The 19,777-nt window shown below is 70.0% G+C and carries 24 protein-coding genes; 13 read left to right on the top strand and 11 right to left on the bottom strand.

All coding sequences use genetic code 11. The features are described 5' to 3' along the window. The first annotated feature begins 198 nt into the window (after nt 1-198). Genes uraD through pucL form a run of 3 tightly spaced genes read left to right on the top strand, consistent with a single transcriptional unit; the run spans nt 199 to nt 1,959 of the window. Entirely contained in the window at nt 199-696 is a 498-nt protein-coding gene (gene uraD, locus QSV35_RS09065; RefSeq protein ID WP_286288368.1) for a 2-oxo-4-hydroxy-4-carboxy-5-ureidoimidazoline decarboxylase, read from the top strand. Further along, the gene (gene uraH / locus QSV35_RS09060; RefSeq protein WP_286288366.1) at nt 693-1,025 is read left to right on the top strand and encodes a hydroxyisourate hydrolase; all 333 of its coding nucleotides are present in this window, start codon (nt 693-695) and stop codon (nt 1,023-1,025) included. The genes uraD and uraH overlap by 4 nt, the downstream gene beginning before the upstream one ends. 1 nt (nt 1,026) lies before the next feature. Continuing rightward, entirely contained in the window at nt 1,027-1,959 is a 933-nt protein-coding gene (gene pucL, locus QSV35_RS09055; protein ID WP_286288365.1) for a factor-independent urate hydroxylase, read from the top strand. A gap of 169 nt (nt 1,960-2,128) precedes the next feature. Here pucL and QSV35_RS09050 read toward each other — a convergent pair whose 3' ends face one another. The 3 genes from QSV35_RS09050 to QSV35_RS09040 all read right to left on the bottom strand — a co-directional run bounded on the left by QSV35_RS09050 (nt 2,129) and on the right by QSV35_RS09040 (nt 5,443). Continuing rightward, nucleotides 2,129-3,361, bottom strand: a complete 1,233-nt coding sequence (locus QSV35_RS09050; RefSeq protein ID WP_286288364.1) for an FAD-dependent oxidoreductase — start codon at nt 3,359-3,361, stop codon at nt 2,129-2,131. 76 nt (nt 3,362-3,437) lie between these two features. Then, nucleotides 3,438-4,562, bottom strand: coding sequence for an ABC transporter permease (locus QSV35_RS09045; protein ID WP_286288363.1), 1,125 nt, complete (start codon nt 4,560-4,562; stop codon nt 3,438-3,440). After that, nucleotides 4,559-5,443, bottom strand: coding sequence for an ABC transporter ATP-binding protein (locus QSV35_RS09040; RefSeq protein ID WP_286288362.1), 885 nt, complete (start codon nt 5,441-5,443; stop codon nt 4,559-4,561). Before QSV35_RS09040 ends, QSV35_RS09045 begins: the two co-directional genes overlap by 4 nt. A gap of 108 nt (nt 5,444-5,551) precedes the next feature. Here QSV35_RS09040 and QSV35_RS09035 point away from each other — a divergent pair, with 108 nt between their 5' ends. Next, the gene (locus QSV35_RS09035; RefSeq protein WP_286288361.1) at nt 5,552-5,863 is read left to right on the top strand and encodes a hypothetical protein; all 312 of its coding nucleotides are present in this window, start codon (nt 5,552-5,554) and stop codon (nt 5,861-5,863) included. Nucleotides 5,864-5,899: 36 nt separating this feature from the next. On the opposite strand, the gene QSV35_RS09030 is transcribed toward QSV35_RS09035, so the two are convergent. Then, entirely contained in the window at nt 5,900-6,577 is a 678-nt protein-coding gene (locus QSV35_RS09030) for a response regulator (protein WP_286288360.1), read from the bottom strand. Next, the gene (locus QSV35_RS09025; protein ID WP_286288359.1) at nt 6,570-7,841 is read right to left on the bottom strand and encodes a sensor histidine kinase; all 1,272 of its coding nucleotides are present in this window, start codon (nt 7,839-7,841) and stop codon (nt 6,570-6,572) included. The genes QSV35_RS09030 and QSV35_RS09025 overlap by 8 nt, the downstream gene beginning before the upstream one ends. 120 nt (nt 7,842-7,961) lie before the next feature. On the opposite strand from QSV35_RS09025, the gene QSV35_RS09020 reads away from it, so the two are divergent. The 3 genes from QSV35_RS09020 to QSV35_RS09010 are packed head-to-tail and all read left to right on the top strand — an operon-like array spanning nt 7,962 to nt 9,716. Then, the gene (locus QSV35_RS09020) at nt 7,962-8,387 is read left to right on the top strand and encodes a VOC family protein (RefSeq protein WP_286288358.1); all 426 of its coding nucleotides are present in this window, start codon (nt 7,962-7,964) and stop codon (nt 8,385-8,387) included. Next, the gene (locus QSV35_RS09015; protein WP_286288357.1) at nt 8,387-9,085 is read left to right on the top strand and encodes a winged helix-turn-helix transcriptional regulator; all 699 of its coding nucleotides are present in this window, start codon (nt 8,387-8,389) and stop codon (nt 9,083-9,085) included. Before QSV35_RS09020 ends, QSV35_RS09015 begins: the two co-directional genes overlap by 1 nt. A gap of 13 nt (nt 9,086-9,098) precedes the next feature. Continuing rightward, the gene (locus QSV35_RS09010; protein ID WP_286288356.1) at nt 9,099-9,716 is read left to right on the top strand and encodes a dihydrofolate reductase family protein; all 618 of its coding nucleotides are present in this window, start codon (nt 9,099-9,101) and stop codon (nt 9,714-9,716) included. Between the two features lies 1 nt (nt 9,717). Here QSV35_RS09010 and QSV35_RS09005 read toward each other — a convergent pair whose 3' ends face one another. Continuing rightward, nucleotides 9,718-10,557, bottom strand: coding sequence for an exodeoxyribonuclease III (locus QSV35_RS09005; RefSeq protein WP_286288355.1), 840 nt, complete (start codon nt 10,555-10,557; stop codon nt 9,718-9,720). A 64-nt stretch (nt 10,558-10,621) separates the two neighbouring features. Here QSV35_RS09005 and QSV35_RS09000 point away from each other — a divergent pair, with 64 nt between their 5' ends. Both QSV35_RS09000 and QSV35_RS08995 read left to right on the top strand, forming a co-directional pair. Further along, the gene (locus QSV35_RS09000; RefSeq protein WP_286288354.1) at nt 10,622-10,849 is read left to right on the top strand and encodes a ribbon-helix-helix domain-containing protein; all 228 of its coding nucleotides are present in this window, start codon (nt 10,622-10,624) and stop codon (nt 10,847-10,849) included. After that, on the top strand, nt 10,846-11,211 hold the full coding sequence (locus QSV35_RS08995; protein WP_286288353.1) for a type II toxin-antitoxin system PemK/MazF family toxin: 366 nt from the start codon (nt 10,846-10,848) through the stop codon (nt 11,209-11,211). The genes QSV35_RS09000 and QSV35_RS08995 overlap by 4 nt, the downstream gene beginning before the upstream one ends. A gap of 67 nt (nt 11,212-11,278) precedes the next feature. On the opposite strand, the gene pntB is transcribed toward QSV35_RS08995, so the two are convergent. Together pntB and QSV35_RS08985 are read right to left on the bottom strand one after the other, a co-directional pair. After that, the gene (gene pntB, locus QSV35_RS08990; protein ID WP_286288352.1) at nt 11,279-12,712 is read right to left on the bottom strand and encodes a Re/Si-specific NAD(P)(+) transhydrogenase subunit beta; all 1,434 of its coding nucleotides are present in this window, start codon (nt 12,710-12,712) and stop codon (nt 11,279-11,281) included. Beyond that, a complete protein-coding gene (locus tag QSV35_RS08985; RefSeq protein WP_286288351.1) occupies nt 12,709-14,244 on the bottom strand; it encodes a Re/Si-specific NAD(P)(+) transhydrogenase subunit alpha in 1,536 nt (511 codons plus the stop codon). The genes pntB and QSV35_RS08985 overlap by 4 nt, the downstream gene beginning before the upstream one ends. A 289-nt stretch (nt 14,245-14,533) precedes the next feature. On the opposite strand from QSV35_RS08985, the gene pyrE reads away from it, so the two are divergent. The 3 genes from pyrE (at nt 14,534) to QSV35_RS08970 (ending at nt 16,679) form a co-directional block, all read left to right on the top strand. Continuing rightward, nucleotides 14,534-15,112, top strand: coding sequence for an orotate phosphoribosyltransferase (gene pyrE, locus QSV35_RS08980; RefSeq protein WP_286288349.1), 579 nt, complete (start codon nt 14,534-14,536; stop codon nt 15,110-15,112). Between the two features lie 66 nt (nt 15,113-15,178). After that, nucleotides 15,179-15,781: a carboxymuconolactone decarboxylase family protein gene (locus tag QSV35_RS08975; RefSeq protein ID WP_286288348.1), complete on the top strand. Its 603-nt coding sequence runs from the start codon at nt 15,179-15,181 to the stop codon at nt 15,779-15,781. Nucleotides 15,782-15,791: 10 nt separating this feature from the next. Next, nucleotides 15,792-16,679, top strand: a complete 888-nt coding sequence (locus QSV35_RS08970) for an RNA polymerase sigma-70 factor (RefSeq protein ID WP_419956826.1) — start codon at nt 15,792-15,794, stop codon at nt 16,677-16,679. Nucleotides 16,680-16,683: 4 nt separating this feature from the next. On the opposite strand, the gene QSV35_RS08965 is transcribed toward QSV35_RS08970, so the two are convergent. Both QSV35_RS08965 and QSV35_RS08960 read right to left on the bottom strand, forming a co-directional pair. After that, nucleotides 16,684-17,256 (bottom strand): YdeI/OmpD-associated family protein, encoded by a 573-nt coding sequence (locus QSV35_RS08965; protein ID WP_286288347.1) that lies wholly within the window; start codon nt 17,254-17,256, stop codon nt 16,684-16,686. A gap of 3 nt (nt 17,257-17,259) precedes the next feature. Beyond that, nucleotides 17,260-18,033 (bottom strand): HAD-IIA family hydrolase, encoded by a 774-nt coding sequence (locus QSV35_RS08960; RefSeq protein ID WP_286288346.1) that lies wholly within the window; start codon nt 18,031-18,033, stop codon nt 17,260-17,262. Between the two features lie 54 nt (nt 18,034-18,087). Between QSV35_RS08960 and QSV35_RS08955 the strand changes: the two genes are divergently transcribed. After that, entirely contained in the window at nt 18,088-19,098 is a 1,011-nt protein-coding gene (locus tag QSV35_RS08955) for an SDR family NAD(P)-dependent oxidoreductase (RefSeq protein ID WP_286288345.1), read from the top strand. 12 nt (nt 19,099-19,110) lie between these two features. Here the strand turns inward: QSV35_RS08955 and QSV35_RS08950 are convergent, their stop codons facing one another. Next, nucleotides 19,111-19,743, bottom strand: a complete 633-nt coding sequence (locus tag QSV35_RS08950; protein ID WP_286288344.1) for a metal-dependent transcriptional regulator — start codon at nt 19,741-19,743, stop codon at nt 19,111-19,113. Nucleotides 19,744-19,777: the final 34 nt, after the last annotated feature.

Below are 19,777 nucleotides of genomic sequence, written 5' to 3'. Positions count from 1 at the left end.
CGACGGACGCCCTGCCGGCGGAGGAGGCAGGGCGTCCGTCCTTTCATCGGGGCTATTCCTGCGCAGGGGGTTGCCAGCATCCATCTCTGGCGCTAGTATTGTCGTATGCTGAAATAACAGTTCCACGATACGAAATCACTCCGACTTCGTATTTACGTACACCGTGGATGCCAGCAGACACAAGAAGGAAGTCAAGCGATGCTGCTTGAGCAATTCAACGAAGCTGATCGCTCGGAGGCGATCGCAACGCTTCGGCCGTGTGTCGATGTGATGCGATGGTATGAGACCGTCGCCGACCGTCGTCCGTACGCCTCGCTCGAGGACCTGTGGAACGAGGCGGCCGGTGCCGCCGATCCGTTCACCGGGGCCGAGATCGAGGCCGCGCTCGCGCACCATCCCCGCATCGGGGAGCGCGCGGACGGGGCGAGCCGCGAGGCCAGCATGTCCCGTTCCGAGCAGGCCGGGGTCGACCCGTCCGACAGCGCGGTCCAGGAAGCTCTTCGCGAGGGCAACCTCGCCTACGAGGAGCGTTTCGGGCGGGTGTTCCTCATCCGCGCTGCCGGTCGCAGCGCGGACGAGATCCTCGCCTCCCTGAACGTGCGGCTCACGCACACGCCGGAGGAGGAAGACCGCGTCGTCGCGGGGCAGCTGCGGGAGATCGCACTGCTGAGGCTGAAGGGATCCGTCACCGCATGAGCGTGTCGCACCTGACCACCCACGTCCTCGACGCCGTCAGCGGGCTTCCCGCGCCAGGCGTTCCGGTCCAGCTGTTCGCAGCGGACGGCGCGCTCATCGCGGAGGCCGAGACGGATGCCGACGGCCGTGCCAAGCAGCTCGGACCCGAGCAGCTCACTCCGGGCGTCTATCGCCTGCGCTTCGACACGGGCGCGTACTTCGCATCCCGTTCCATTCCGACCTTTTTCCCCGAAGCGGTGCTCGCGTTCGTCATCGACGACGTCGACCGGCACTACCACGTGCCGCTCCTGCTGAGCCCCTTCGCCTATTCGACCTACCGAGGAAGCTGACATGACCATCACCGACACCACCACCGAGACCGGCACCGGCGCCATCGTCCTGGGCCCCAACCAGTACGGCAAGGCCGAGGTCCGCGTCGTCAAGATCACGCGCGACTCCGACCGGCACGAGATCGAGGACCTCAACGTCACGTCGCAGCTGCGCGGCGACCTCGCCGGCGCCCACCTCGCGGGCGACAACGCCCACGTCGTCCCGACGGACACGCAGAAGAACACGGTCTACGCGTTCGCCCGCGACGGCATCGGCTCGCCCGAGCAGTTCCTCCTCCGTCTCGCGAACCACTTCACGGGCGAGTTCGAGTGGATCACCGGCGGCCGCTGGCTCGCTGAGAGCTACGCCTGGGAGCGCATCCAGCTCGAGGGCCAGGAGCACGACCACTCGTTCGTCCGCAAGGGCCAGGAGGTCCGCACCGCCGCTGTCGTCGCCGACGGCGACGAGCGTCACGTCCTCGCCGGCCTCAAGGACCTCAAGGTCCTGAAGTCGACCGCGTCGGGCTTCGAGGGCTACCCGAAGGACCGCTACACCACCCTCCAGGAGACCAACGACCGCATCCTCGCGACGAGTGTCGCGACGCAGTGGCGCTACCTCCCGGGCGTCGTCGACGTCGACTTCAACGCCGTCTACGACGACGTGAAGCGCATCCTCCTCGAGGAGTTCTCGCGCCGCTACTCGGCCGCCCTGCAGACGACCCTGTTCGACATGGGCAAGGCCGTGCTCGAGGCGCACCCGGAGATCGGCGAGATCAAGTTCTCGATGCCGAACAGCCACCACTTCGTGGTCGACCTGTCGCCGTTCGGCCTCGACAACCCGAACGAGGTCTTCTTCGCCGCCGACCGTCCCTACGGCCTCATCGAGGCGACGGTCACCCGCGAGGGTCTCGCCGCCGCGCCCGAGGTCTGGGCATCCGCGGTCGCATTCGTCTGATCCGCTGCCACGGACCAGTCACTCGAGGGGGCGAGCCGAAAGGCTCGCCCCCTCCTTCGTGTCATGGTGACCGCGGCCCGTACGGCTGGCGAGAAGATCCCCGCTAGGCGACCTGCATCCGCCGAAATCTCTCGCCATCTGGACGATCTCTCGCCATCCCTACGGGCATCTAGGGGTGGGTGAGGCGCTCCGAGCCGGGAGCGACCGACTTCGCGACCGCGATCGCGGACTGCAGCGCCGTCTCCTGCAGGTCGGTGAGGGCCGTCGCATGGCCGACGAAGTGGAGGCCGTCGACGCCCTGCCATTCCGCGAGCTCGCGCGCTGCGCGCACCGCCTCCGGCGTCAGCAGCAGATGGTGGAAGGTCCGCTCGGCGCGGATCCTCGACGGGTCGATCTCCCGGTACGTCGCCCAGCTCTTGAACAGCTCGAGCGGGCGGCCCGCTGCATCCGCGCGATACGCGCCGAGCCAGAAGGATGCCTCGCACGTGTCACCAGTGACGGCCGCATCGTGCATGCCCCAATCGCGGCGATCCGCGGGCATCACACTCGCATCGTCGTGGATGACGAGCCGCGCGGGGTAGTACTCGTAGCGGCTGAGGATCTCCCGGAGCTCCCCGGGCGCATCCGCCAGGAACGACAGCGCGGTGTGCGGCGGCGCATTCACGACGACGTGCTCGTACGGCCCCGACGGTCCCGCAGTCGTCTCGACGAACCATCCGTCATTCCCGCGCACGAGACGAGTCACGCGGGTGCCGAGATGCAGCGTGAGGTTCGCGCAGCGATCCGCGAGCCGTGCGACGATCCCGCCCAGCCCGATGCGTGATCCGTACGTGCGCGCCTTGCTGAGCGGGTTCGACGGCAATGCCGGCACGAACAGCGCGAAGAACGCGTGCGCGGACTGCATCTTCAGCGTCTCGACGCGCGAGGACGTCAGCGAGGCGAGCCACGGCAGCAGCACCTCGCTCTCGAAGCGGCCGAAGGGATGCTGCGCGAACCACTCGCCGAGGGTGACCTCCGGCGGCGGATCCGACGCGAGGAACCCCCGCGCGGCCCGCGTGAACCGCAGGAAGCCCAGTGCAGAGCCCGGGGTCCGCAGCGGATGTGTCGACACGAACCGCGGCCGCCGCGTCACCGCGTCGAAGATGGACAGCGATCCGGGGATCTCGACGATCGTGTCGTCCGCCCCGATCTCGTGGAGCAGCGCCCAATACCGGGGATGCGTCGCGGGGTGGAAGGTCTCCGCACCCAGGTCGACCGCCACACCGTCGACGACGACGGTGGCAGCGTTGCCGCCGAGCACGGTCTCCGCCTCGAAGAGATCCACCGAGAACGCGTCATCGCAGAAGTACGCGGCCGCGACTCCGCCGATGCCGCCGCCGATGACCGCCATCCGCCTGCCCACGTGTGGATGGTAGTACCGCAGACGGATGCGGCGGCCCGGCCGATAGCCGATGCCGCCGCATCCTCCCCCCGTCTCGTCAGCCGGCGAGGGCCTCCGAGAGCTTGACCCGGCCGCCCATGCGGAGGATCGAGTTCCGGTAGATGCGCGCGGCGATGAGGATCGCGCCGAGGCACGTGGCGATGAGGATGACGAGCGAGAGGAGCGGCTCCCACCACGCCGCCTCCCCGAGGTACAGCCGCAGGGGCATCGCGACCGGGGCGGAGAACGGCACGTACGACATGATGCCGAGGACGAGCGGGTTGTCGTTGAAGAGCAGCACCAGCATGTACGGCAGCACGACGAGGATCGTCAGGGGCGCGGTCGTCGACCCGACATCCTCCTGTCGCGAGACCATGGCGCCGCCGGCGGAGAAGAGGGATGCCAGCAGCACGAAGCCGAACAGGAAGAAGATCGCGAACCACACGACGGGACCGCCGAGGCCGGCGAGGAGCTCCCCCTGCCCGGTGATGGACAGGCCGACGATCGCGATGGCGGCGAAGACGACGATCTGCGACATCGCGAGGATCGTGTTCCCGATGACCTTGCCTGCGAGGAGCGTGCGGACGGGGATCGCGGAGATGAGGATCTCCACGACGCGCGTCTGCTTCTCCTCCACGACGCTCTGCGCGATCGTGCCGCCGAACGTCGACGCGGCCATGAGGAACACCAGACCGAACCCGAGCGCGACGAAGTAGCGCAGGATGTTGTCGGTCGTCGAGCCCTCCAAGAGCTTCACCTCCGGCGACTGGCTGAGCTGCGAGACGAGGGCGCCCGGCGCGGAGTCCTTCGCGACGATCTGGTAGTCGAAGGCGCCGCCGTTCGCGGCCGGCACGATCGCGGCATCCACGCTGCCCTTCTTGACCATGGCGACGGCCGCGGCCGTGCTCGGCGCCTCGGTCGCCTTGATGCCGGTCAGCCCGTCGACGACGCTCGCCGTCTGGCTGGTGACGGCGACGGGGGTGTCGGTGCGGGTCTGTGCGGCGATGCTGCCCCACACGACCGCGACGAGCGCGATCGCGAACAGGATGCCGGTCGAGACGAGGAACACCTTGCTGCGCAGCTTCGACGCGATCTCGCGCTCCGCGACGAGCCAGATGCTCTCGGCGGTGCTGGGGCCGGTGCTGCGCGGGGTGGTGGTGGCGGTGGCGACGGTGGTGCTCACTGGATGACCTCCTTGAAGATCTCGGCGAGAGTGGGATGCCTCGGGGCGAAGCTCGTGACGTGTCCGCGTGCGATGGCCGTCTCGAGGACGTGCTGCGCATCGGCGTCGGATGCGGCGTCGAAGAGGACCGTGCCGCCGACGAGATCGAGGACGTCGATCCCCGGCTCGTCCCGCACCCAGCCGGCGTCTCCTGTCGTGACGAGTTCGAACCGCCGCTTCGCGTGCTGGGCGCGCAGCTGCTCGCGCGAGCCGGCCGCGCGGATCGTGCCGCCCGCGATGATGACGAGGTCGTCGCACAGACGCTCGACGACGTCGAGCTGGTGCGACGAGAAGAGGACGGCGGCGCCCTGGGCGGCCCGCTCCTGGAGGACGCCGGCGACGACGTCGACGGCGAGCGGATCGAGCCCGGAGAACGGCTCGTCGAGGATCAGCACCTCCGGCTCGTGGACGAGCGCGGCCGCGATCTGCGCGCGCTGCTGGTTGCCGAGCGACAGGGTCTCGACACGGTCCTCGAGTCGCTCGCCGAGGCCGAGCCGATCGAGGAGGGAGGATGCGGCAGTCGCCGCATCCGTCTTCGAGTAGCCGTGCAGGCGCGCGAGGTAGGCGATGTGCTCGCCGATCTTCATCTTCGGGTACAGGCCGCGCTCCTCGGGCATGTACCCGAAGCGCCGACGGTCCTCCGCCGTGACGGGCGCGCCGTCGAGGATGACCTCGCCGGCGTCGGCCTCGAGGACCCCGAGCGCGATGCGCATCGTCGTGGTCTTGCCGGCGCCGTTTCCGCCGACGAACCCGGTGAGCCGGCCCGGGCGCACGTCGAACCCGACGTCGTCGAGCGCCTTCCGGTCCGTGTAGGACTTGGTGATCCCGTGCAGTTCGAGCATGACTCCGACGTTACGGCCGGGGGATGCGGCGCGCCTCCCCCGGGAGGCGGATTGCGCGCCTCGTGCTCGCGGGGGACGATTCCCTTGCGGGGGCTGAGGGCCGCCGCGATGCCGGCAGGCGACGAGGAGGCGGCGATGGACCGCGAGGAGTGCCTGGAGCTCGCACGCGCCGACGCGGCGCAGTTCTCGGGCGTCGATATCGAAGACGTGGTCGTCGTGTCGTACGACGACGTCACGTGGCGCGACGGCAGCCTGGGGTGCCCGAGGCCGGGACTCATGTACACGCAGGCCCTGGTCGAGGGCTACCGGATCGTGCTCCGCGTCGGCGGACGTGAGCTGCACTATCACGGGCGCCGCGGTGCGCAGTCGTTCCGGTGCGACCGTCCGAACCCGCGGGGGGCGTTCCGCGACGTCGTCTGATCGTGGCCGACCCCGGCAGCGGCCGACGGACTCGTCCTACGCGAGGCCGCGGCGATAGGCGAGGACGATCGCCTGCACGCGGTCGCGCGCGCCGAGCTTCTGCAGCACGTTCGACACGTGCGTCTTCACGGTCGCCTCGCCGATGTAGAGCTGCTGCGCGATCTCCGCGTTGCTGAGCGCCTCCGCCATGAGACGGAGGACCTCCGCCTCGCGGTCGGTCAGCCCGACGGAGAGCGGGGATGCGGGGGCCGGGCCATCCGCATCCGCGCCGGAGCCCCCGTCCGCACCTGCGAACCGGTCGATCACGCGGCGGGTGACCTCCGGCGCGAGGAGCGCGTCGCCGCCTGCGACGACCCGCACCGCGTCGACGAGGGCCTCCGGCCCCGCATTCTTGAGGAGGAATCCGCTGGCACCGGCGGCGAGGGCGGCGAACAGATAGTCGTCGCGGTCGAACGTCGTCACGATCACGACGCCGGCCTCGACGGCGCGGTCGGCGACGATGAGCCGGGTCGCGGCGATCCCGTCCATGTCGGGCATCTGGACGTCCATGCAGATGACGTCGGGGCGGAGCCGGGATGCGGCGGCCACCCCCTCGGCGCCGGTGGACGCCTCGCCCACGACGACGATGTCGGGCTGCGCCTCGAGGATCAGCCGGAATCCGGCGCGCATCATGGCGTGGTCGTCGACGAGGAGGACGCGGATCGGGTCAGGCATGCGCGACCTCGGCGCCGTCGACGCGTCCACCGGCAGCCGCCGACACCGCGGCCACACCGGCGCCGGCCGGAACCCGGACGCGGACGAGGAAGCCCCCGCCCGGGCGCGGCCCGAACTCGATCGTGCCGCCGGCGGCCGCGGTGCGCTCCCGCATCCCCTGCAGCCCGAGACCTGCCTCGACCACGGCGACCTGCCGCCCGGTGTTGGCGACCTCGATCTCCGCCCAGTCGGCGCCGTAGCGCAGGCGCAGGTCGGCGGTGGCGCCCGAGCCCCCGTGCCGTCGGGCGTTCGTGAGCGCCTCCTGGGCGACGCGGTACAGCGTCAGCTGCGCGGTCGCCCGCACGGGGATCGGCTCGCCGGCGATCTGCATGACGGTCGGAAGTCCAGCCGCGGTCGCCGCTTCCACGAGCGCGGGGATGCCGGAGAGGCCCACCGTCGAGGCATCCGCATCGTCGCCGTCGCTCGTGCGCAGCGTCTGCAGCAGGCGGCGCAGTTCGTCGAGCGCCGTGCGCGCGGAGGTCTCGACGGCCGTGAGCGTCGCGCGTGCCGCATCCGGATCCGAGTCCATGACCGCGCGGGCGGCGCCCGCCTGCACGCCCATCAGCGAGACGTGGTGGGCGACGATGTCGTGCAGCTCTCGGGCGATCCGCATCCGGTCGAGGGCGACCGCCTGCTCGGCGCTGCGCTCGCGTTCGCGCTCCAGCTCCGCGGTGCGCTCCTCGAGCGCGCGCCGCTGCTGGATCGACGCGTACGCACGCTCGCCGAACCAGTACGCCCCGCCGAAGAAGAGCGCGTTGAACAGGAGGTTCAGCAGCATCGTGGCGACGAACGGCGAGAAGGCGCCCGCATGCGAGGGGCCGTGCGGCGACGGATGCGCGGCCGCCTGGAACGTGACGACGAGAAGCCACACGAACATCCCCAGGATGATCGCGATCCGCACGATGAACGCGCGCCGCCGATCCGTCGACCATGCGCCGACCGTGTAGATGGCGATGAACATGGCGATGTTGCCGGCGTAGACCTCGGGGATGCGCATCGTCACGGCGATGAAGTACGCGGTGCAGACGATCACCGCGACCGTCGCGGGATAGCGGCGTCGGAGCGCCAAGGGGGCGGACAGCACGAAGCAGTAGGCGATGGCGAGGGGGAGCGGCGCCTGCTCGGCGCCGTAGACGCCCGCGACGGTCGACAGACCGACGCTGATCAGCGCTCCGACGCACACGGCGACGGCGAGCGCGATGTCATTGCGCTGGACGGTGCTCATCCCTCCACGGTAGGGAATCGGGATGGCGGGCGCCTCCGCCGCGGGACGGATTCGTTACTTGCTATTGACAACCATTGTTGTTATTTGCAAGTGTTGCCTGATCGACCGAAAGGGGTTCTCATGTCCACCGACGTCTACGTCAACCTGCCGTCCGATGACCTCGACCGCGCGAAGGAGTTCTATCTGGCGCTCGGCACGACGTTCCGTCCCGAGCTCAGCGATGACAACGGCATCTGCATCGCGTGGGACGACAACATCTTCCTGATGCTGATCAAGCGCGAGTTCTTCGCGACGTTCACGGACAAGCCGATCGCCGACCCGAACGTGACGCTGCAGACCTCGGTCGCGTTCAGCCGCCCCTCGCGGGAGGACGTCGATGCTGTCGTCGCCGCCGGCGTGGCGGCGGGCGGCGCCGAGCCGCGCCCGGCGCAGGACTACGGGTTCATGTACTCGCGTGACCTCGACGACCCGGACGGCAACTCGCTCGGGTTCCTCTACGCCGTGCCCGCCGAGGCCGCGACCGACCGCGCGGAGGCGCTCGCGTAGTGGCCGCCCGCAGTTACGGGCAGTACTGCGGGGTCACGACGGCCGTCGAGCTGATCGCGGAGCGGTGGGCGCTGCTCATCATCCGCGATCTGCTCGTCGGCCCGCGGCGCTTCACGGACCTCAGGCAGGGGCTGCCCCGCATCCCGACCAACATCCTCACCGCTCGCCTGAAAGAGCTGCAGGAGGGCGGCGTCGTGCGCCGCGTCCCGCTGCACAACTGCGGTCTCGTATACGAGCTCACCGACTACGGTCGCGAGCTCGAGCCGATCGTGCTCGCGCTCGGGCGCTGGGGCTTCCAGCGGATGGGGGAGCCCGGCGAGGGCGACGTCGTCACTGCCGACTCGTTCACGATGGCGCTGCGCACCGCCTTTCAGCCGGAGGTCGCCGCGGGTCTCGAGCCGCTCGACGTCGAGGTGCGCATCGGGCCGGTCGCGCTGCGCGTGCAGGTCGATGCAGGCGCCCTGCGCACCGCCCAGCTCGCCCCGCCGGCGCCTCCGGTCGGCGGAGCGCTCCCAGAGGGCGACCCCGACCTCGTCTTCACCGCGGACCCTGGCATCCGTCACGTCATCGGAGGCACGATGGATGTGGGCGAGGCGATGGATGCCGGCATCCTCACCGTCGTCTCCGGCGACGCGACGCTCCTCGAGCGCTTCGCCGCGGTGTTCTCGATTCGTACGCCCACAGCTGTGGGCACCTGAAGGAGGAACGACAATGACCGGTCGCATCACGATCGACCTCTTCACGACGCTCGACGGCGTCGCGCAGGCTCCCGGCGGGCCGGAGGAGGATCCGTCGGACGGATTCCCGTGGGGCGGATGGCAGGCGCCCTTCGCCGACCCCGTGATCGGCGAGCGCATCATGAGCGGCATCGAACGGCTCGATGCGCTCGTGCTCGGCCGCCGCACCTACGACATCTTCGCGGGGTACTGGCCGCAGCACACCGACGGCCCGGAAGGGTCGATCGGGCGGAAGTTCAACGCGGTGCCGAAGTACGTGGCATCCCGCGGCACGCCCGCGCTCGAGTGGGAGGGGTCGACCCTTCTCGGCACCGACATCGCGGCCGAGGTCGCGGCTCTGCGGAAGCGGCACGATGACATCCACGTCATCGGCAGCGTCGACTTCGCGCACACGCTGATCGCGGGGGAGCTGTACGACGAGCTCGTGCTGTGGACGTACCCGATCGTGCTCGGGCAGGGGAAGAAGGTCTTCCCTGAGGGGTCCGAGGCCGTGGCGCTGCGCCTGGTGGGCCAGCCGCTCGCGGGCCCGAGCGGGGCCGTCGACCTGCGCTATGCGCCGAACGGTCGGCCGACGACCGGCGACATGACCTGAGTCAGAACACCATCGGACGGTCGTCGTCGTCCGGGCCGGTGAGGTCGAGGTCGACGACGACCGGGACGTGGTCGCTCGGGATCTCGCCCTTGCGCTCGTCGCGGTGGATGGTGGCGCCCTTCACCGCGTCGGCGAGCGCGTGCGAGCCGAGGATGAAGTCGATGCGCATGCCCTCGTTGCGCGGGAAGCGCAGCTGCTTGTAGTCCCAGTAGGTGTAGCCGGTCGGGATGATCGGGCGCACGGTGTCGGAGAGGCCGGCGGAGAGCAGCGCGGCGAACGCCTCGCGCTCCGGCGGTGAGACGTGGGTGGATGCCCCGACGACGACCGTGGGGTCGCCGTTGTCGGCATCGGTCGGCGCGATGTTGTAGTCGCCGACGAGCGCCATCGGCAGGTCGGGGTTCTGCTCGAGCGTCGCGCGCGTGTAGTCGGCCAGCGCGGAGAGCCAGTCGAGCTTGTACATGTAGTGCGGGTCGTCGAGCGAGCGGCCGTTCGGCACGTACAGGCTCCACACCTTCACGCCCCCGATCGTGGCGCCCATCGCGCGGGCCTCCTGCGGCTGATCGGGACCCTCGTGGCCCTTCGCGAAGCCGGGCATGCCGGGGAAGGCGAGCTCGACGTCGGTGATCGGCTCACGGCTCGCGATCGCGACGCCGTTCCACTGGTTCAGGCCGTGCGCCTGCACGTGATAGCCCGCCTCTTCGAACTCCGCGAAAGGGAACTGCTCGGGCTTGCACTTGATCTCCTGCATGGCCAGCACGTCGATGTGCTCGCGCACCGCGAAGGCCACCGTCCTCTCGACACGGGCGCGGATCGAGTTGACGTTCCAGGTGGCCAGGCGCATGACATCCAGCCTATTCGGGCCCGCCGACATCCTACTTCTCTTCCTACCGGAGTAGGATCAAAGCATGTCGTTCACGAAGGTCAGTCTGAGCCTCGACGAGCATGATGTGGCTTTCCTCGACGCTGAGACAGCGGATGGTCACTTCCCGAGCCGTTCGGCCGCAGTCCAGGCTGCCGTGCGCCTGCTGCGTGAGAGCAGGCTCGCAGATGCCTACGCCGAGGCATACGGCGAATGGAATGAGTCGGGTGAAGCGGAGGCCTGGGCCCCGACCAGCCTTGACGGCATCGCATGAACGAGGTCATCCCGTATCTGCGCCGCGGGCAGATCGTCGTCGCATCCCTCGATCCGGTCGTCGGAGCTGTGGCCGCGAAGACCCGGCCTGTCGTCATCGTGAGCAACAACACGGCGAACGCGGCGGCGCTGCGTGCGGATGGTGTCGTCACCGTCGTTCCGTTGACCTCGAACACGGCCCGCGTCTTTCCGTTCCAGGTGCTCCTCCCGGTGGGGCAGACCGGGCTTCCGCAGGACTCGAAGGCTCAGGCGGAGCAGGTGCGCGCGCTGTCCGTCTCGCGGATCGGGGGGATCGTCGGATGGGTCCCTGCCGAGTTGCTCGGAGCGATCGACGACGCCCTGCGTCTCCATCTCGCCCTCTGATGCTCTCCCGACATGAAGCGAGCCCGCATCCGGATGATCGGATGCGGGCTCGCTTCGATGGTGCGGGTCAGAGCGCCTTGAGGATGTCCTCCACGCGCTCCTTGGCGTCGCCGAACAGCATCTGCGCGTTGTCGCGGTAGAACAGCGGGTTCGCGACGCCGGCGTAGCCGGCGGCCATCGACCGCTTGAACACGATGACGTTCTCCGCCTCCCATGCGCGCAGGACCGGCATGCCCGCGATGGGCGAGCCCGGGTCCTCCGCGGCGGCGGGGTTGACGGTGTCGTTCGCGCCGATGACGAGCACGACCGACGTCGACGCCAGGTCGTCGTTGATCTCGTCCATCTCGAGCACGATGTCGTACGGCACCTTCGCCTCGGCGAGCAGCACGTTCATGTGCCCGGGGAGGCGCCCGGCTACCGGGTGGATGCCGAAGCGGACCTCGACGCCGCGATCCCGCAGCTGCTTCGCGAGCTCCGCGACCGGGTACTGCGCCTGTGCGACGGCCATGCCGTAGCCGGGCGTGATGACGACAGAGGTCGCGCCGGACAGCATCGACGCGGCGCCGGCGGCGTCGATCTCGCGGTGCTCGCCGTGCTCCTCCTCGTCGCCGCCCTTGGGCGCTTCGATGCCGAAGCCGCCCGCGATGACGGAGATGAACGAGCGGTTCATCGCCTTGCACATGATGTACGACAGGTACGCACCGGACGAGCCGACGAGCGCGCCCGTGACGATGAGCAAGTCGTTGTTGAGCAGGAAGCCCGCGGCGGCCGCGGCCCAACCCGAGTAGCTGTTGAGCATCGAGATGACGACGGGCATGTCGCCGCCGCCGATCGAGGCGACGAGGTGCCAGCCGAGCGCGAGCGCGAGGACGGTCACGACGATGAGCAGCCACAGCTCCGGCGTGATGACGTACCAGACCGTGAGAGCCACGAAGACGACGAGTGAGCCGAGGTTCAGGAAGTTCTTGCCGGGCAGCATCAGCGGCTTCGACGACATGCGCGCCGACAGCTTCAGGAAGGCGACGATCGAACCGGTGAGGGTCACGGCGCCGATGAACACGCCGATGAACACCTCGGCGTGGTGGATCCCCTCGAGGTTCGCGGGGATGCCCTCGGTGTACAGCGCGCCGTTCCAGCCCACGAGCACGGCGGCGGCGCCGACGAAGCTGTGGAAGAGTGCGATCAGCTGCGGCATCCCGGTCATCTCGACGACGCGGGCGCGCCACAGGCCGATGATCGCGCCGATGACGACGGCCACCACGAGCAGGCTCAGGCCGAGGGTCGCCTGCGGCTGCCCCCAGGCTCCAGCGACGATGACGCCGACGGTCGCGAGGAGCGCGATCGTCATGCCGACGATGCCGTAGACGACGCCGCGGCGGGCGGTCTCGTGCTTGCTGAGCCCCGCGAGGCTCATGATGAACAGCAGCGCCGCGACGATGTAGGCCGCGGTGGCCACGGACCCGGCGATGGAGGCGCCGGCGGAGATGGGGACGACGGTCATCGGTCACCAGCCTTCGAGAACATGGCGAGCATCCGGCGCGTGACGGAGAAACCGCCGAAGACGTTGATGGATGCCAGCAGGACGGCGACGGCGGCGAGGATCTGCACGATCGGCGACGGTGCGACGATCTGCAGCATGGCCCCGACGACGATGATGCCCGAGATCGCGTTCGTCACGCTCATCAGCGGCGTGTGCAGCGCGTGCGCGACGTGCCCGATGACGTAGAACCCGACCACGACCGCGAGTGTCAGCACCAGGAAGTGCTGCGGCAGGGGCGGTGGCGCGAAGGCGCACACCGCGAACAGGGCCGCGATGCCGAGGGCGACGAGCCCCGTCTTCGCACCCGCGGACATGGGCTTCTTGGGCTCCGGCGGGTCCACGACCGCGACAGCCTTGGCTGCGGGCGCGGCCGAGACCTGCACGGGCGGCGGCGGCCACGTCACGGCGCCGTGCTGCACGACCGTGACCGCGCGCTGCACGACGTCGTCGAAGTCGATCGTGAGCTCGCCGTCCTTGCCGGGGGTGAGGAGCTTGATCAGGTTGAGGAGGTTCGTGCCGTACAGCTGCGACGCCTGCGCGGGCAGGCGTCCGGCGAGATCCGTGTAGCCGAGGATGATGACGCCGTTGTCGGTGACCGTGCGCGCGCCGGCGACCGAGCCCGCGACATTGCCGCCCTGGGCGGCGGCCATGTCGACGATGACCGATCCCGGCTTCATCGACGCGACATCCTCCGCCGTGATGAGGCGGGGAGCTGCGCGGCCCGGGATCAGCGCGGTCGTGATGATGATGTCGACGTCGGCGGCCTGTTCGGAGTAGATCTCCGCGGCGCGCTTGTCGTACGCCTCGCTCGTCGCCTTCGCGTAGCCGTCGGTCGACTGCTCGACCGCGACGTCGACCGGGAGGTACTCGCCGCCGATCGACTTCACCTGATCGGCGACCTCGGGGCGAGGATCGGTCGCCCGCACGACGGCGCCGAGGCTGGATGCCGCGCCGATGGCCGCGAGCCCCGCGACACCGGCACCCGCGACCAGCACCTTCGCCGGCGGCACCTTGCCGGCGGCCGTCACCTGACCGGTGAAGAAGCGGCCGAACTCGTGCGCCGCCTCGACGACCGCGCGGTAGCCGGCGATGTTCGCCATCGACGAGAGCACGTCCATCGACTGCGCGCGCGAGATGCGGGGGACCGCATCCATCGCCAGCGCCGTCAGGTCGCGGGTCGCGAGCGCCTCGAGAAGCTCGGGCTTGAGCGCCGGGCTCAGGAGCCCGATGACGGTCGCGCCGTCCTTCAGACGTGCGATCTCGGTGGGCGTCGGGGCGTCGACCTTGAGGACGACGTCCGCAGACCACGCGGTCGCACCGTCGACGAGCGCGGCACCGGCCGTCTCGTAGGCGGTGTCGGGGAATGAGGATGCGTCGCCCGCGCCCTGTTCCACGACGACGTCGTAGCCCAGGCCGCGGATCTTCGCGACGGTGTCGGGTGTCGCGGACACGCGGGTCTCGCCCGCGCGCTCCGTGACGATGCCGATGCGCATAGGTGCCTCCCTTGCTCGGGGGGTGGATGAGTGAGATGAGTATATGCGCGCGGTTTGCCGTTATGTGGAATACAAGTTTCACATTACGGAAGGACTCGTCGGCTTCGACGAATCGGGCTCGCATCCGCGCGCTCCCCTTGGACCCGACTGTAGGGGAGCCTCCGACGCCCGGGCCAGAGATGACTGCATCTCAGGCGGAAAGTTCTGCCGTTCTTACCCATGTGTGTCGTGTGCGGATTCTGCATTTAGCCGCCAGGAGGAACGAAGGTCGCCTCGTAGACTCGTAGGCATGACCGCCGCGAGCACGCCCGAGATCGAAGCCGACCGCCAGGCCCTCATCGGGCTCATCACCGACGAGGCCGTCTTCCACGGCGATTTCACGCTCTCGAGCGGCAAGAAGGCCACCTACTACGTCGACATGCGCCGCCTGACGCTCGACCACCGCGCGGCTCCTGGGATCGGGCGCATCATGCTCGACCTCATCCGCGACGTCGACGGGATCGTGGCGGTCGGCGGCCTGACGCTCGGCGCAGACCCGATCGCGAACGCCGTCATGCACGAATCGGCGCGCACGGACGCGCCGCTCGATGCCTTCGTCGTGCGCAAGGAGCCCAAGGACCACGGTCGAGGCCGCCAGGTCGAGGGCGCGGATATCGTCGGCAAGCGCGTCGTCGTGGTCGAGGACACCTCGACCACCGGCCAGTCCGCGCTCAAGGCCGTGGAAGCCCTCCGCCGCGAGGGCGCCGAGCCGGTCGCCGTCGCCGTCATCGTCGACCGCAAGACGGGCGCCCAGGCCGCCGTCGAGGCCGAGGGTCTCCAGTGGCTCGCCGCGATCGACCTCGACGATCTGGGCCTCGCCCCGCAGTAGGTGTCACACGCCGGCGCCGGCCGGTGTCTCCATGTCGAAGGAACGATTCACGACACGGAGGAAGACATGACCACCCAGACCCGCATCCCCACGGCGGAGGTCACCGGCGTCTACGGCGCCCTCGTCAAGTTCGGCGCGAAGAGGATGATCGGCCGCGTGCCCGACTCGATCGGCGTGCTGTGGCAGCATCCCGCCGTCATGAAGGACTCGATGTCCATCGGCCGCAAAGTCGAGGGCTGGCACGAGCTCGACCCGAACCTCGCGTCCTACGCCGCGATGGCGTCGGCCGCGACGATCGGCTGCAGCTTCTGCCTGGACTTCAACTACTTCGCGGCCCACAACCACGGGCTCGACGACGCGAAGATCCGCGAAGTGCCGCGCTGGCGCGATTCGACGGTGTTCTCGCCGCTCGAGCGCCGGGTGATGGAGTACGCGGAGGCAGCCAGCCAGACCCCGCCCGCCGTCACCGACGACCTCTCGGACGCGCTGCTCGCAGACCTGGGCCCGGCGGGACTCGTCGAGCTCGCGGCCCGCGTCGCGTTCATGAACATGAGCGCGCGTATGAACGTGGCCCTCGGCATCCACTCGGAGCAGTTCGCGGATTCGTGCGGCCTGCCTCCGCTCGCCGCGCGCCCGACGGCTCTCACGGCTGTCAGTCCCGCGGCGTAGGCTCCCGCGCATGAGCATGCCGCGGGTCGGCGACCCGTTCGTCGAGCACCGGAATCTGCTGTTCACGGTCGCCTACGAGATCCTCGGCTCGGCCGAGGACGCCGAGGACGTGCTGCAGGAGTCGTGGCTGCGGTGGGCGGCCGTCGATCAGAGCGAGGTGCGCGAGCCGCGCGCGTACCTGGTGCGCATCGTGACGCGGCAGTCGCTCAATCAGCTCCGCACGATGGCGCGGCGACGTGAGGACTATGTCGGCGAGTGGCTCCCCGAGCCGCTCCTGACGAGTCCTGACGTGGCGGACGACGTGGAGCTCGCGGAGAGCCTGTCGATCGCGATGCTGACGGTGCTCGAGACGCTCGGACCATCCGAGCGCGCGGTGTTCGTGCTGCGCGAGGTGTTCGACGTGCCCTACGACGAGATCGCGGATGCCGTCGGCAAGACGCCGGCGGCCGTCCGGCAGATCTCGCACCGCGCCAAGGAGCACGTCGCGGCCCGCCGGCCGCGCGTCGAGGTCGCGCCGTCGGAACATGAAGAGGTCGTCGATCGCCTCGTCGCCGCGCTCAACAGCGGCGACCTGCAGGGGCTCATGGACGTCCTCGCGCCCGACGTCGTCTCGGTCGCGGACGGCGGCGGCAAGGTCCGCGGCGCGGCGCGGCATCCCGTCGTCGGCGCTCTGCGTCTCGCGCGGTACCTCATCAGCGGCATGGAGAAGACGCCGGGCACGTTCGTCGCATCGCCGATGTGGGTCAACGGTCAGCCCGGCATCCGGATGGAGCTCGACGGCCTGCTCGTCGGCGTCGTGAGCCTGACCGTGGAGGACGGGCGTGTGACGCAGATCTACTCGATCGCCAACCCCGACAAGCTCGGCCGGGTGGATGCGGAGGCCGCGGTCGCGCGTTGACCCCTCAGGGCCGGCGGCCCTCCGCGGCATCCGCCACGATCTTCGCGATGCGGGCCGCGCGGGTCTCCGGCCTCTTCGCCGTGTCGACGCTCGTGATTCCGGCCTTGCGGCTCGAAGGGGGGAACCCGTCCCACGCCGCACGTGCCGCCGGCACGCCGTCGAGTGCCGCCGCGAGGTCCTCGGGTTCGCGCAGCGCCTCGGCATTGTCGAGCACCGTCCACGAGCCGTTCGCCTTCGCGACCTCGATGGCGCGGATGCCGGCGGGCGCCAGCATCCCGGCCGCCTCCAGCTGCGCGACGCGCACCTTGTTCGTCGCCGCCCAACCGCTCGACGCGCGCCGCGGCGCGAACCACAGCCCTCCGCGCTCCTCGTCGAACGTGCGCACGGGCCCGTCGATCCAGCCGAAGCACAGCGCCTGCAGGATGGAGTCCTCGTACTCGATCAGCTCGAGCCCGGAGCCCGGCCGCGCGCGGACGAGCCAGGCGCCCTTGGCGGTCTCATGATTGGCTGCGAGCCACGCGCGCCAGGTCGCGGCATCCGCCGCCTCCACCCTCTCGCCGTCGTCGAGCGCACCCATGGGTCATTCCACGAGCGCGGCGACGGATTCGACGATCTCGTCGGGCCGGAAGGGATACTTCTCGATCTCGGCCTTGTCGCTGATTCCGGTGAGGACGAGCACGGTGTGCAGGCCGGCCTCGATGCCCGCGACGATGTCCGTGTCCATGCGGTCGCCGATCATCGCCGTGTTCTCCGAGTGGGCGCCGATCTTGTTGAGCGCCGAGCGGAACATCATGGGGTTCGGCTTGCCGACGACGTACGGATCCTTGCCCGTCGCCTTCGTGATGAGCGCGGCGATCGCACCCGTGGCGGGCAAGGGACCGTCGGCGCTCGGGCCCGTGGCATCCGGGTTCGTGACGATGAACCGCGCGCCCTTCTCGATCAGGCGGATCGCCTTCGTGATCGCCTCGAACGAGTAGTTGCGGGTCTCGCCGACGACCACGAAGTCGGGGTCGGTCTCGGTCATGATGAAGCCCGCCTCGTGCAGGGCGGTGAGGATGCCGGCCTCCCCGATGACGAACGCGGAGCCGCCGGGCAGCTGCGATCGCAGGAACTCCGCCGTCGCGAGCGCGGACGTCCAGATGCGGTCTTCCGGCACGTTCAGACCCGACGCGCGCAGGCGCGCGGAGAGGTCGCGCGCGGTGAAGATCGAGTTGTTCGTGAGGACGAGATAGGGCGTCTCGTTCTCGTGCCACTGCGCGAGCAGTTCGGCCGCGCCCGGAAGGGCGTCGTTCTCGTGCACGAGGACGCCGTCCATGTCGGTGAGCCAGCATTCGATGTGGTCACGAGTGCGCATGCGGCAAGCCTATCGACGGCGTGGCGACCCGCCCGCACGGCTATCGTGAGGGGGGTGACCCGACACGATGACGAGTGGGATCCGGCGCGTCTGCCCGACCTCGCGGGGCACCGCTATCTCGTGACGGGAGGGAACCGGGGCCTCGGGTACTTCGCGTGCGAGCAGCTGGTCCGTGCCGGCGCGCGGGTGGTCATGACCGGTCGCAACCCCAATCGTCTCGCCTCCGCCCGTGCGGCCGTGGAGCGCCGCGTGCGGATGGATGCCTCGGCCCCGATGCCCGCGCCGGGCACGTCGCACGTGCATCCCCTCGGCTCCGTCGAGACGCTGCTGCTGGACACGAGCAACCTCGGGTCCGTGCGCGCCGCTGCGGCGACGGCCCGCACCGGCGGCCGCATCGACGGCGTCCTCCTGAACGCCGGGGTCGTGCATCCGCCGAAGCGCCGCGAGCTCACCGTCGACGGACATGAAGTGGTCTTCGCGACGAACGCGCTCGGGCATTACGCCCTGTGCGGCGAGCTGCTGGCCGGACTTGCGGCGACCCGCGGCCGGATGGTGTGGGTCGGGAGCATGGCGACGTCGATCTCGCCCTACGACCCCGTGGACCCCGAGCTCGTCGACGAGTACACGCCCTGGCGCGCGTACGTCCAGTCGAAGGTGGAGACGACGGCCCTCGGCCTCGAGGCCGACCGCCGGCTGCGGCTCGCCGGGCTTCCGATCCGCAGCGTCGTCGCGCACCCCGGCTACTCGCTGAGCGGCCGCACCCCGGGTATTCGGGGAGTGAACGAGCCCTCGCTCGGCGGCCGCTTCGCCGACAACCTGCAGGCGTGGATGGCGCAGTCCAAGGAGCACGGCGCGTGGCCGCTCGTGCGGGCGCTCGTCGACCCGGACGTGCAGGGCGGCGAGTTCTGGGGTCCCGCATCCGTCGTGAAGGGCGCGCCGCGCAAGGCGACCCCGTCGAAGCTCACGCGCAGCCCAGAGCTCGGCGCCCGGCTGTGGGACTACTGCGAGCAGGCGACACGCGTGCGCTGGCCGTTCGAGCGCGCCCGCCGCATCGCCAAGGGCTGAGTCGCTCCCGCGTCAGGCGGTGAGCCACACGGCATCGGCGGCCCCCGTGGGGAGCACGACCTCGACGCCGTCGAGGAGCATCCCGTCGCCGTCCACGCGGACGGTGCGGCCGACCGTCAGCCCGAGCCGGTCGAGCTCGCGAAGGAGCTCGGCATCCCGGTCGCTCACGCGCAGCACCCGTCCCTCGTGCCCGACTCCGGCGTCGGCGAGCAGCACGAACGGCTCGCGGTGCACGTGGCCGGCGGCATCCGGGATCGCGTCGCCGTGCGGGTCGAAACGAGGGTGTCCGAGGCGCTCGTCGATGCGCTCGAGGAGACGGTCGCTCAGCACGTGCTCGAGGACCTCCGCCTCGTCGTGCACCTCGTCCCACGTGTAGTCGAATTCGCGCACGAGCCATGTCTCGACGAGCCGGTGGCGGCGGACGATCGCCGCCGCGCGCTGTTCGCCCTCGGGGCTGAGCGCGATCGGCCCGTACGGACGGTGCGTGACGAGACCCTGCGCGGCGAGCTTCTGCACCATCTCGGTGACACTCGACGGCGCGAGCCCCAGCACGGCGGCCAGCTGCGACGGGGTGATGCGCTCGTCCTGCCACTCGGTGTGGTGGTAGATCGTCTTCAGATAGTCGTCGACCGCGGGCGAGGGCACCGCCCCAGGCTACCCGTCACGGCCGGCCATCACC

The organism is Microbacterium candidum, assembly GCF_030315975.1.
Lineage (GTDB): Bacteria > Actinomycetota > Actinomycetes > Actinomycetales > Microbacteriaceae > Microbacterium > Microbacterium candidum.
The sequence above is the reverse complement of the archived record's forward strand: the minus strand, read 5'-3'. Positions and strand labels throughout refer to the sequence as shown.